Below are 14,057 nucleotides of genomic sequence, written 5' to 3'. Positions count from 1 at the left end.
CTGCATAAGGCAAGGGAGTGTTTTGAAAGGAAATCTCATTATTTATTTTTCGCTTAAGCATTAAAAACTGCTATTTTTTATATATGGTATAGGTGTTCGTAGTTTTTATTCAAGTTTTGTTCAAAATAAATCCGAATTATTAACTGTCTTATTTTTAGGAAAGCCTACATTCTCCAACGATTAACAAGAGCACTTTGGAATATAATAAAAATATGATTTTGCTTTGTAATTTTTGTTTTTGGTTCCATAACCAATGATATCATTGATATATTTTCAATATATGTTAAAAGGTATTGCATTCAGTATAAATTATTAATTCATTGTATATTCCTGAAAACCCATTTTAAAATGTATTTTTGTGGTCATTGTTAGGGAAAACATTAAAGATTATGGTTAAATTATTGTTCCAAATAAGGATATATTTTATAACTGTGAAGGTGTATTACAATTTATTTATGTTAGCATGATGAAGATAAAATTTGTTTGTTTTCTGTTTTTGTTTTCTGTTAAGATGTTTTCACAATATCCTAACTTAAAATTCGAGAATTTAGATACCGATAAAGGGCTGTCAAGCAGTACATGTACAGAAATATTTGAAGACAAAGAAGGGTTTATGTGGTTTGGAACCATTGATGGATTAAATAGGTATGACGGCTACCAATTTGAAATATACAGGCCAGTATTAAATGATACAACTTCAATAAGTAATAACAGAATAAATACGATTGTTGAAGATAAGTTTGGGAATTTATGGATAGGAACAAATAATGGTTTAAATGTTTTTGATAAAAAGAAAGAAATATTTTATATAGTCCCACTTCATGATGAAAAACTAGAAGTAGATCAAGGAGATATTATCAATGACTTACTATTTGATAATGCAACAAATTTACTTTGGATTGCTACTAAAAATGGAATAAGTAAATTGCAGTTGGACAGTAAGGTTGGTGCAATCAAAAATAAAGATTTTATTGTTGAGCATTATTCAAATGATAAAAGTAATCTAAAATCAATTGATAATAACAATGTCACCAAAATAGTTAAGGATAATTCTGGTGTTATTTGGGCAATTACAGAAGGTGATTTTTTAAACACATATGATTCTAAAGAGAATATTTTCACTAGGGTAGGTATAGATATTCCAAATGCTTATTTACTAAACCACGTAATTAAACAATTGCTTGTAGATGATGACGGAAATTTTTGGATAGGTAGTAATTTATCTTTCTTGATTGTTTGGGATAGAAAAAATAACGAATTCGATCAGGTTTCAGTTGAAGATACTAATGCGCCTATTTTTGATATTTATCAAGATAAAAAAGGAGTTGTATGGATAGCCACAGATGGAGGTGGGCTATTCCTTTTTAACAAGTCCAAGAAATTTCTGCAACATATTTCACATAGTTTTTTTAATGATTATTCATTACCAAACAATCAACCGGCAAAAATCCTTGAAGATAAAGAAGGTAATTTTTGGTTTGGGTCTTATAATAAAGGGATAAGTAAGCTTGTACTCTCCAAGTCGTCCTTTGGTCATTATTTTTATGAATATGGTAATCCCAAAGGCTTGAGCTCAAAAATTGCGCAGTCCGTTTTACAGGATAGTAATGGAAGAATTTGGATAGGTGTAGATGGAGGAGGACTCAACTTATTTAATGAAAAAAATGAGACCTTTAAGCATTATAGAGCAAATCCTAATAATTCAAAATCCCTAAGTTCAGATAAAATAGTGTATTTAACCGAAAGTTTTGATAAATCTATTTGGATTTGTACGTGGGATGGAGGATTAAATAAGTTTAACCCTGAAACTGAGACTTTCAAACAATTTAAATATGATCCCCAAAACCCATATTCAATAGGGCAAAATACAGTTTGGTATGCCATAGAAGATAATAGACATAGATTGTGGGCTGGAACACAAACCGAAGGCTTGAATTTATTTGACCCTTTTACAAAACGGTTTACAAAATTTAAGAACGAACCTGGGAATGCCCATAGCTTAGCTAGTGATTTAGTGTTTTCAATCTTTATTGATAGCAAAAACCGTCTTTTGATTGGGACATCTCAAGGATTGTCAATTGTTGAGTTGGATAAATTAAAAGATTTAATACCGGCTTCAATTAATTTTACAAAATTAAAGGAAAAACCAATTCAGGACAATCGTATAAATTTTATAACTGAAGACCATAAAGGAAATATTTGGTTAGGAACCGATATTGGTATGTATCAGTTAGACCCTCAACTAAAGCTAGTAAAATCATTTACCACCAACCAAGGATTACCAAATAATTTAGTTCTGGGTATCCAAGAAGATAATAATTTTAATTTATGGATAACTACAAAGAGTGGTTTGTCTAAATATCAAACTTCAAAAAATAAGTTTTATAATTTCAACACACAAGATGGTGTTCAAGGCATAGAGTTTCAAAGTAAGTCTATTGATAAAACCAGTGATGGTAGAATAATAGCTGGAGGAATAAATGGCTTTAATATTTTTAATCCAGAAGATATTGTAATCAAGTCAAAATCTTTAAAACCTATTATAACCAAATTTAAAATGTTCAACGAAGATGTAAAAGTTGGACAGAAAATAGATGATAAGGTTATTTTAAATAATTCTATTTCAAATACAGATTTACTGGATTTAAAATATAATCAAGGTTTTTTAACTTTTGAATTTGTTGCATTTAACTATAAAAACCAAAGGCATGTAAAATATCAGTACAGAATGTTTGGCCTTCATGAAGACTTTATTAGTGCAGGAGAGGATAGGTTGGCAAATTATTCCAGTATTCCACCAGGAGATTATGTGTTTCAGGTTAAGGCCTCGTTAGATAATAATTGGGATAATGCAGAAGTCTCATCAATTAAGATTCACATAGCACCTCCCTTGTGGAGAACTTGGTGGGCTTACGCTTTTTATTTGCTGGTTTTTGGTACGTTATTTTATTTAGGGGTTTACTATTACACCAAAATTATAAACGAGGAGAAAGAGCATGAATTAGATCAAATGAAATTAAGCTTTTTCATTAATGTATCACACGAACTAAGAACCCCGCTAACCCTTATTTTAAATCCTGTTGAAAAGATTTTATCTTCTTTTGATAAGCCCGAAATTGTAAAAACATCTGCGCAAACGCTTCAGCGAAGTGCCATGAGGCTGCTTTATCTTGTAAATCAATTATTGGATTTTAGGAAAATGGACTTAGGTAAAACACCCTTAAAATTAGTCAAAAGTGATTATGTGAAATTCAGTAAAGATATCTTTTTGTTATTTAAAGGTTTGGCTAAAGCTAAAAAAATCAAGTTTGAATTTAAAACCTCTTTAGGAGAACTACCAGGTTACTTTGATTTAGATAAAGTTGAAAAAATCATTACCAATTTACTCTCAAACGCCATAAAGTTTACCGAGTTTGGCGGACGTATTAAACTATCTGTTTCAAAATTATCAATTACAAATAAGGATCAGTTTACAACACTTTATAAAAAACATGGTGCCATTGATTACGCCCAGATAAAAATTAAAGATACAGGCATAGGTTTTAAACCAGAACAGTTAAAAGATGTATTCGGAAGATTTGTAAGTATTGGCAACTCAAAGGTAGGAATGGGAATTGGTCTAAATATAACCAAAGGATTTGTTAATTTGCACGGAGGTGAAATATTTATAAAGAGTAAATACCAAAAGGGAACCACTTTTACAGTGCTACTGCCTTTAAGTCCTAATGCTACAGGTAATTATCTAATTGTTGAAGATCTGGACGAAATTGATAAAGGTTACGATTTAAATACAATCAGGTCAGCTGAATATGAAATTGCCATTTCAAACGAAGATGATAATAAAGAAGTGTCTGATATAATTTTAGAGACAAAAGGCGTTAAAAAACAAACTGTATTAATAGTTGAAGATAATAATGAATTACGTAAACACCTGAAAATTGAACTTCAAAGCGCATTTAAAATACTAGAGGCAGCTAATGGTGTTGAAGGTTTGGAAAAAGTTAAGAAGTATTATCCAGATTTAATCATTAGTGATGTCATGATGCCAGAAATGGATGGCTTTGAATTATGCAGACAAGTTAAGAGTGAAATAGAAACTTGCCATATTCCAGTAATTCTTTTAACAGCTAGGAGTCTTGATGAGGATAGAATAGAAGGTTATAGTACAGGGGCAGATGAATATTTGCCAAAACCTTATAATATTCATGTAGTAAAAGCGAGGGTTAAGAATCTTTTAGAAACCAAAAAGAGATTAAGGGATAAATTTACCTCTTTAGCAGGAATACTGCCTTCTAGTGAATTGACTTCTAATTCATTAGACGAAGCCTTTTTAGATAAAGCAACTAAAACGATTATAGATAATATAAGTGATATTGATTTTAAGTTAGAGGATTTACTTAAAGAGATTGGAGTGGGGCGATCTCAGTTCTACAGAAAAATAAGTTCCTTAACAAATCAAAATCCTAGTTATTTTATCAGGACTATCCGCCTAAAGTATGCTGCCGATCTCTTATTAGGAAATCAATTTTCAATAAAAGAAGTTGCATACATGTCAGGTTTTAATTCAACCGCTTATTTTAGTAAAACTTTCCGGGAATTGTTCAAAATGACACCTACACAATATTTAGAACAAAACAGTAAAAGCTAGCACCAATAAGTTTTTTGGACCGTTTTATTTTAGTTTTTATAAAAAAGGGCTATAAGTTATCAATATTGAATGATAATTTACATCCCTTCTTTTTATAAAATTTTAACATTGTCTGCAAACTAAAATGAAGCATTATGTAAAAATTAAATTATGATGAAAAAACAAACAATTAAACAAATGAGGAATAGTAAGATGACAGAAAATCTTCTTGCTTGTGAAAAACAAAATTGTAAATTTTAAAAGACATTATTTATGACTAAACTAAAAAACATTCAGACAACACTAAAGCAGATCTCAGGGTCATTATGGTTAGTTATTTTGTTTGCATGTGCCTCTGTATTAAATGTACATGCCAAAACAAATGAACTTTCTACGCTAGACGTAGAGGTAAATGCAAACCAAAACATGACCATTTCTGGGACGGTGGTTTCTAAGGAAGACAACATGCCTCTGCCCGGCGTAAACATTATGGTAAAGGGAACTTCTGTGGGTGTTGTAACAGATTTTGATGGTAACTATAGCATAAGTGTACCATCGACAGAATCGAAACTCGTTTTTACCTATATTGGATATAAAACGGTAGAAGTACCGGTAGGAAACAACAGTAGTATTAATGTTTCTATGGAAGCGGATATTGCAGCCTTAGATGAGGTCGTAATTGTTGGATATGGACAACAAAAGAAAGCAACACTTACTGGGGCAATTGAAACAATTTCCGCAGCGGTTTTTGAGGACAGAGCGGTAACCAACCCAGCATTGTCCCTTCAAGGACAAACTCCTGGATTGGTAGTAACCCGTGGTTCTTCCAGACCTGGTAATGAAGAGCTTAAATTACAGATTAGAGGTGTTACCTCTGTTAATGGAGGCTCACCTTTAATAGTTATCGATGGAGTTCCCACTATAAATGATAATGCTTTTTATAACATGAACCCAGACGACATAGCGTCTATAAGTGTTCTTAAAGATGGAGCGGCTTCTATTTATGGGTCTCGAGCAGCTGATGGTGTGATTTTGGTAGAGACCAAACGAGGAAAATCTGGTGAAATTAAGGTGAACTTAACGAGCAATTTTAGAGTTAATGCCATTGGAATTAAACCAGCTGTTTCTGGTTTAAGAGATTATGCTGCTATGAATATTGAGGCCACCGATGAGGACTTGGCATATGCCGGTACGGCTTGGTATTGGGGTTGGGTAGATAGGGAAACCCTTGTAAGAATGCGAGACGAAGGTCCTGGCATATATACCACCCAATATTGGGGGGATATTTTTCTTGGCGAGGGTAACCGTTTTGATGATATGTATGGTACATCTTATTCAAACCAAACTAACCTAAGTATTTCGGGTGGTTCTGAGCGAGCAAGATATAGAGTGTCTGCTGGGTATGCAGAAAACGTAGGTAACCTTCAACCATCTTATGATGGGAAGAAGCAATATAATCTGAGATTTAACCATAATTACAAACTTTCCGATAAAATAAATGTTGAAACTGGGATATCTTATTTTAGGTCTCATGTTTCTAGTCCTTCAGGAGGTCTTGGTATTACTTCATTAGCTTATGATCCGCCGTTGTTCCCTGCCAAAAACCCGTATGGGCAATGGTATGCCAATTTTGGTGTTGCCGGAAACAGACACTCTATAGCGAATGTTTTGGAAGGTGGTCGAGATGAAGCTTATGCCGATCAATTAAAGTTGAATGTGGCAGTTACCTACGATATTACCGATGACCTGAACTTTAGGGCAACAGCCAGTGTAGATAAGGAATTCAAGGATCAAGAAATATATAAGATTAATGTACCCATGTACACGTGGTTTGGTGAAAAAGCACCGGAGTCTGTCAATACAACTCCTTACTTTGAAAAGAAGAAAATGGATGTTAGCTATCAAAATTATGGTGCATTTCTTAATTACAAAAAAACATTTTGGGAAGACCATAACTTTGGCCTAATGGTGGGAACTACTGCCGAATTGAGAAAAACGGATGATTTACATGGCTATAGACAAGGGTTTGAAGATAATGGAGTCTATGATTTGAATGTGGCATCTCCTGAAAATAACGTGACCAATGCAGGGGGATCTTCTAATTGGGGCTTCCTTTCCCAATTAGGACGTTTCAATTACGGATACAAAGATAAGTACCTCTTGGAGTTTACAGGTAGAAGAGACGGCACCTCAAAATTTCATTCTGATTACCGTTGGTCGTTCTTTGGAGGTGCTTCTGCCGGATGGGTCGTAACCGAAGAATCGTTTATGAAGAATATTCCCGTATTGAACTTTCTTAAGTTCAAGGCCAGTTATGGTGAGATGGGCGGACAGGTCGGTATAGGCAATCATGATTATGTGTCTGCCGTAAATCTGGGGTCAGCTGTTTTTGGAACCAGTGCTTCCCTTCAAACTACCGCATCCATTCAAGGGCTTACCAGCCTTACCCGTACTTGGGAAAAAATTAGTGTGGCGAATTATGGTGCTGAGTTTAGGCTTTTTGATAACAAATTGGCTGGATCATTTGATTATTTTACCAAGAAGAACGATGGGATGTTAATCGCTGTGAACTATCCAGATCTATTAGGTGGAACTGCCCCTAAAACAAATAGTGGGGTTTTGGAAGTAAAAGGATGGGAAGCCATGCTTTCATGGAAATCGAACATAGGCGATTTGAAATATAATGTGTCTGTGAATATGAGTGATACAAATAATAAATTGGTGAGCATGGAAGGAGTAGGTATATACGGAGCAGGTCTAAACAATACTGTAGAAGGTTACCCGTTAGGCTCGTATTTCCTATATGAGACAGATGGTTTTTTTGCCAATGAAACAGAAGTGGATGCGTATTATGCACAACTTGATAACGGAGGAGAAATTCCTAATGCTAGTAACCAGTCTATACGTTTACGCCCAGGAGACACACGAAAAGTTAATTTGGATGGGGATGATATTATCTTGGGATCTGGCACTTTAGAAGGTGGTGATGGTGATGTTAAATACATGGGCGATGCCGCTCCTCACTACACCTATGGCATCAATTTAGGGTTTCAGTACAAAGGGTTTGACCTGAGTACATTCTTTCAGGGTGTGCTTAACCAAAACATAGTAAGAACCGATGGTATGGCCTATCCGTTTGTAACAGTGGGTAATAACCAAACTACAGCTTATAGGGGAAAAACCTGGACAGAAGAAAACCCTAATGCTGCCTACCCAAGATTGACATTTCATACAGCTAGAGCTAGATGGAACTGGAAAAACAATGACTTTATGATGCAGAACAACCGTTATATCAGGATGAAGGCATTGGTATTTGGTTATACGTTAGAAAACCTTAAAATTGGAAATGGCACTTTGGATAGGTTCCGTATCTATTTTTCAGGGAACGACCTGTTTGAATTGACAACTGTTAAAGATGGCTGGGATCCTGAATTTGGATCTAGTAGTAATAGCTCGTATCCTTTTAATAGAACCTATTCACTTGGTCTAAATATAACATTCTAAAAAATGAAAAAAATGAAAAAAAATAATTTTATATGGATGCTGTTTGGAATATTTATTTCGTTAACAGCTTGTGAAAAAGAGTTTCTGAATTTAGAACCACTAGATGCATTATCAGAATCATCTTACTACAAAACACCAGACCACTTTAGGACTGCGGCCAATAGTTTGTACAATAGTTTGTGGTCTTGGAGTTGGGATGTATTAATAGATAGACAAGATGATAAAGATATAAGAATTAAGGGTAATGCGCAGCAACTTCTTTTGGACAGGGGGTCTGATTTGAACTCTATCCCTACAGGCTACGGACAAGGCAATATCAATCCGTCAGGTACTGATGGTGTCTGGACGCTTTCTTATAAATATATTAGGGATGCCAATGTGCTTTTGGAAAAAGCCAATGAATATTCTGGAGCACCTGAAGAGATTGCCCAGTATGTTGCAGCCGCTAATTTTTTTAGGGCATATAATTATTTCTTTCTACTCCAAAGGTTTGGAGGAGTACCTATTATAACAACCGTACTGGATGTAGATTCCCCAGAACTATATAGTAGAAGAAACTCCCGTTACGAGGTCATGTTTCAAGTGAAGAGCGATTTGGAAGCGGCCATTGCCGGTTTGCCCAATGAGTCAAGTATAGCCTCTAACGATAAAGGACATATAAGCAAGGAAGCCGCACAGTCATTATTGGCAAAATCACTTTTGTTTGAAGCTACTTGGGAAAAGTATGTGGGTACCACTACAGATGGTGATGGTACATCCGAAGGCGCAGGAACGGCAAAGCCTACAGGGTATCCTTCTATGAACGACATGTTTCAACAAGCCGCAGATTTATCTAAAAGTGTTATGGATAGCGGCAATTTTGAGTTGTGGAACTACAATGATGAGCTAAATAATTTGAGCATGTACTACCTCTTTAACTTGGAGGATGCTGGATCTAATCCAGCTGGACTGGACAAGTCAACGAACAAGGAGTTTATATTGTATAGTAAATATGATGTTGTGCTACGTCAAGGAGATACCAATATTAGTCACGCTTCTTATTACTCGTCAATAAACCAGAATTTTCTGGATATGTTCCTTATGACAGACGGTTTGCCAATCGATAAATCCCCATTATTTCAGGGGTACCAGTCAAACTATGAGCAGTGGTATGATCGTGATTACAGACTATATGCATATGCGGGTGGTAATGAACAAGAAGTAACACTATCAGAAGAAACTCCCAAACTTTTAGAAGGAGGAGTTCCTTATTGGAACCGTAAATTCAGGTCTTATAACTATCCAAATTATAGGGAAGCCACCCAAGAATCATCAGATTTCCCAATTATCAGGCTTGCAGAAGTTTACCTGACTTATGCCGAGGCTTTATATGAGCTGAATGGGGCTATTACCGACGAGGAGCTTAATGAGTCCTTAAATTTGGTAAGAGGACGTTCTGGTGTAGCTCCGTTAACCAACCAATTGGCTACTACCTATAGTTTGAATATTCTAGAAGAAATCAGAAGAGAGAGAACAGTAGAGTTGTTTCAGGAAAATAATAGGTTTAACGACTTAATGAGATGGGGTATTGCTGAAGAAGTGTTAAGTGCACCAATTTTCGGACCTATTATAGAAGGTACGGATTATGAAACTGATCCATCTTTGTACGATCCATCGAAATATCAATTCGGGGAAGCTATAAAAGAGTATACAGCCGAAGGTCCTAAGAGAGCGATAGTAGTTGATCCAAGTAGTAACAGAAGCTGGACCCGCAAAAATTATTTACGTCCTATTCCTGTTGAAGAAATCAACTTAAACGGTAATCTTTTACAAAACCCAGGGTATTAATCTCGTAGCGTATAATATTTTAAAAAATGAACAAATGAAAAAATTAAGTTTTAGATATAAAATAGGTATTTTGGCTTTAGCTAGTATATTTGTGGCTTTAGTTTCGTGTCAGGCTGAGTATGACCCTGATGTGGTAACATACCCCGAAATTACTGTAGATGGGTTTTCCCCAAGTGAAGGATATCCAGGCTCTATAGTTACCATTACGGGAAGTAATTTTGGAGATCGCTTTAAAGCTGCAAAAATAAGCTTCAACGGTGAACTCGTTACCGACTTTGTGAGTTATCAAGACAACATAATGGAAGTAAGGGTTCCCCAAGGTGCAACCAGTGGGAAACTCTCTGTTCAGGTATGGACACATGTTAAAGATTCCATAGGCAGCTATGCGGTAAAACCATTGCCAAAAATGGATTCCACCACGGCTGAAAATGGTTCAAATATTGCTTTCCCAGGAGATATGATTACCATTATCGGAAGTAATTTTGGTACTGATGCAAATGCCCTTGTAATCACTTTCAACGGTTCTACTGCAGAGATTGTTTCCATTCAGGATAATGAAATAAAAGTGATTGCTCCTGAAGGGTTTGCGACAGGATATATAGACCTTACTATCGGAGGTTCTACCGTAGTAAGCTCTACCGTAATGATCAACCCTACTGCAGCGGGTGATATAACCCCTTACTTTTTGGCAAATACTGGAGCTATAGATGCTCAAGGAGGAGGGTATACATTTGATGTAGATAGTGGTACAGGTAGATGGAGAACACTTTCAGAACCATGGATAAGTAATAGCGCTGCAAAGAATAAGAGTGGTGTTGGTGGCTGGGGAAAAGAACAATGGAATGGTCGTGAAGGATATATATGCTGGGAAACATGGGGTAACACACCAGTCGATAACGGTATAATCTATCAACCAACATCTTTTGCGTTGCCGGTTGGGAGTTATACGATAACACTTAATTATTATGCAGAAGTTCAAACGGATTCTTCGGTTTATTTAGAAGTTGCGGCAGGAGGAAATGGTATTCCCGATCTGGCTAATATTTCAACAGCATTGGCGTCTGTTATGCTTTATAATGGAGCTACGGTTGGTGAGACCTCGCCAAGCTTTGCAGGAGAGGCAACACTCGATTTTACTGTGGAAACTTCGCAAGTAGTGTCGATAGGTTTCTTAGGCAACTTGAAAGGTAGGGATTCAAAGGGTAATTACTTTTTAGGAAAATGGATTAAATTAGTTAAAAACTAAATATTTATTTTTTAGAATGCCCCCTTAATTAAGGGGGCATTTCTAATTTTAATTTATCCAAAGGTTTAAATTTTTGAAAATTTTATTTATCCAACTACCACCCACTAACTAAATAATTCCAAACAAAAACCAAACTAAAAAAAGATGTAATAATACCTGTTTTGAATCAGGCAATGGCAATTACGAAGAATATCCATAAGGAAGATACGATCGTAGCAATCTTATAGCAGTAAATCATCTATTTTTAGAATGAAAACCGAGGCAAGAAGGATAATTTATACAGTGCTAATTATCCTGAATGAGGAGATATAAATCAAGACTAGAAATTTAATAGAATGAAATTTATTTACACAATTGTTTTCTTGTTAATATCCGCCCTTGGTGTAGCACAGAGTCAAAGGGAGACCAGAAATTTTGATTTTGACTGGAAGTTTTTGCTCGAGGATGTCCCTGAAGCCAAAAATTCCAATTATGATGATAGTAATTGGCAGGAAGTCCAACTGCCCCATGACTGGAGCATCAAGCAACCCGTGTCAAAGGAAAATGCCGGTAAGGGTTGGATGGAAGGATCCATGGGTTATTTGCCGGGGGGCATTAGCTGGTACCGTAAAGGGTTTCAATTGCCCAAAAGTTATGAAGGAAAGAAAGTCGTTATTCAATTTGATGGGGTCTACCATCAAAGTGACGTATACATCAATGGCAAGCATTTAGGGTTTCATCCTTACGGTTATACCACATTCGAATATAACCTAACGCCTTACTTAAACTACGGAGGAGAGAATACCATTGCCGTGAGAGTAGACCACAGCGATGCGCCTTCATCACGTTGGTATTCAGGTTCGGGGATTTATCGACATGTTTGGTTAAAGGCAACCCATCCGGTACATGTAGCTACGTGGGGAACTTATATTACCACGCCTGATTTTTCAGAGCAGAAAGCTATGGTCAACATAGCTACCACCATAGAAAACACTAGTCAAAGCCCAGTTGAAGTTTTGGTGGAAAACCAGATTGTAGACAAACTAGGAAAGAAAATTACAAGGGAAAAGTCGAAGTTTCAGGTCGGGAAATCGAAGCAGGAGACACTACAACAATCCTTAAAACTTACGACACCACAGCTTTGGTCAATCGAATCGCCAAACCTATATGCTATGGAAACCACCGTAAAGATAAATGGCAAAACAGTCGACCAGTACAGGACCACCTTTGGTGTTAGGGAGGTTAGGTTCGATGCAGATAATGGATTTTTCCTTAATGGGGAGAACATAAAAATGAAAGGTATGAACCTCCATCCCGATGCAGGATCTTTGGGCACTGCGGTACCCGATCGGTCTTACCTGCGCAGGCTTCAAATACTCAAGGAATATGGCGTCAATGCCATCCGTTGCTCCCACAATCCTCCAACGTCTGAATTTTTGGATATGTGCGATAGTCTGGGCTTTGTGGTTATCGATGAGGCATTCGATAAATGGAAGAGCGGCTATTACAAAAAATATTTTGACGAGTGGTGGCAGCGGGACATGGATGCCATGGTGTTGCGGGACCGCAACCACCCTTCCATTGTGCTTTGGAGCATAGGAAATGAAACAGGAGAGCAGGAATATAAATCAAAAGAAGGTACAGAACGTGCCATTATGCTTAGTGATTATGTTCACGGTCTGGATTCCAATCGGCTGGTTACAGCCGCATTGCGACCTACAAAATCAAGAGAATTTAATAAAAATGGTTTTGCTCAATCTTTAGATGTAGTAGGATACAATTATCAGGAACCATGGTTAGAGGAAGAGAAGAAACAATTTACTAATCGAATAATGTATATTTCTGAAGCTTACCCTTACTTTAGAGGAAAAGATAAGGAATATTACGCCTATTACCCTGTCAACCCTTGGTATGATGTAGCTAATAATGATTATGTCTTCGGCCAGTTTATATGGGCAGGAGTTGATTACTTGGGGGAAAGCAGCGGATGGCCAAGTACTGGGTGGGTAACCTGTCCATTTGATGTGTGTATGTTTGAAAAACCTGCTGCAGCATTTCACCGGTCTGTTTGGAACGATGAACCCATGGTGAGGATTGCAGTGGCCGATCAGTCATTGGATATAGATCCAGGAAAACCTCACTGGAGCTGGCCTTTTTTGGCAGAACACTGGAATTTTCCACAATATGACGGACACATCATTCAGGTTGAAACCACAACCAATTGCGATAGCGTAGAATTATTCTTAAACGACGAATCTTTAGGGATCAGGAATACTTCTGAGTATCCGAATAATACAATTACATGGTATGTGCCCTATAAAAAAGGTCGCATTGTAGCCAAAGGTTACAAAGTAGGCCGGGAAGCCGCTTTTTATGAGTTGAAAACAGCTGGAGAACCTACACAAATTCTATTGTCCACAGACCGCACACAGCTTACAGCGGATGGGCAGGATTTAGCTCACATTACCATTACATTGGCAGATGACCAGGGCGTGGTGGTTCCCAATACTGACCAAGAAATTTCGGTTGAAGTAGTGGGCGGTGGGAGATTGATAGGTCTCGACAACGGTGACCTGAGAGACCCTTTTACAGGAAATTCAATTCAGACATATTTTGGAAAAGCCTTGCTAACGGTTCAATCCAATCGTTCAAAAGGAGATATAAAAATCATTGTAAAGTCTAAGGGCCTCCCTGAAACAAGCCTTCAAATCACCACAATAGAGTAAAATTATGAGGATGAACAGGAATATATGCTATTCACAAATAAAAAAAATGATATAAAAAGATTACCACTAAACCACTAAATATTTAAATTATGAGAAAACAATTATTAACCTTATTACTAATTTTCGTCTGTACCGGGATATCCCTGTC

The 14,057-nt window shown here is 36.5% G+C and carries 5 protein-coding genes; all 5 read left to right on the top strand.

Annotated features, from left to right (window positions below; genetic code table 11):
* Positions 1-613: 613 nt before the first annotated feature.
* The 5 genes from AC5SR4_RS16825 (at position 614) to AC5SR4_RS16805 (ending at position 13,909) form a co-directional block, all read left to right on the top strand.
* Positions 614-4,648, top strand: a complete 4,035-nt coding sequence (locus tag AC5SR4_RS16825) for a two-component regulator propeller domain-containing protein (RefSeq protein WP_495357435.1) — start codon at positions 614-616, stop codon at positions 4,646-4,648.
* A gap of 252 nt (positions 4,649-4,900) precedes the next feature.
* Positions 4,901-8,131, top strand: a complete 3,231-nt coding sequence (locus AC5SR4_RS16820; RefSeq protein ID WP_495357434.1) for a SusC/RagA family TonB-linked outer membrane protein — start codon at positions 4,901-4,903, stop codon at positions 8,129-8,131.
* 12 nt (positions 8,132-8,143) lie between these two features.
* Positions 8,144-9,958, top strand: coding sequence for a RagB/SusD family nutrient uptake outer membrane protein (locus AC5SR4_RS16815; RefSeq protein WP_495357433.1), 1,815 nt, complete (start codon positions 8,144-8,146; stop codon positions 9,956-9,958).
* A 34-nt stretch (positions 9,959-9,992) separates the two neighbouring features.
* Positions 9,993-11,204 carry a DUF5013 domain-containing protein gene (locus AC5SR4_RS16810; RefSeq protein WP_495357432.1) on the top strand — a complete coding sequence of 404 codons (1,212 nt, stop codon included), beginning with the start codon at positions 9,993-9,995 and terminating at the stop codon, positions 11,202-11,204.
* A gap of 335 nt (positions 11,205-11,539) precedes the next feature.
* On the top strand, positions 11,540-13,909 hold the full coding sequence (locus tag AC5SR4_RS16805; protein WP_495357431.1) for a glycoside hydrolase family 2 TIM barrel-domain containing protein: 2,370 nt from the start codon (positions 11,540-11,542) through the stop codon (positions 13,907-13,909).
* Positions 13,910-14,057: the final 148 nt, after the last annotated feature.

The sequence above is a fragment of the Aestuariibaculum scopimerae genome (genome assembly GCF_059428085.1).
This window is presented reverse-complemented; position numbering and strand designations above follow the sequence as displayed.

What these genes read in the sequence shown, in the direction of transcription:
- AC5SR4_RS16825 (WP_495357435.1), top strand. Translation starts at nt 614, where the DNA reads ATGTGGTTTGGAACCATTGATGGATTAAATAGGTATGACGGCTACCAA.
- AC5SR4_RS16820 (WP_495357434.1), top strand. Translation starts at nt 4,901, where the DNA reads ATGACTAAACTAAAAAACATTCAGACAACACTAAAGCAGATCTCAGGG.
- AC5SR4_RS16815 (WP_495357433.1), top strand. Translation starts at nt 8,144, where the DNA reads ATGAAAAAAAATAATTTTATATGGATGCTGTTTGGAATATTTATTTCG.
- AC5SR4_RS16810 (WP_495357432.1), top strand. Translation starts at nt 9,993, where the DNA reads ATGAAAAAATTAAGTTTTAGATATAAAATAGGTATTTTGGCTTTAGCT.
- AC5SR4_RS16805 (WP_495357431.1), top strand. Translation starts at nt 11,540, where the DNA reads ATGAAATTTATTTACACAATTGTTTTCTTGTTAATATCCGCCCTTGGT.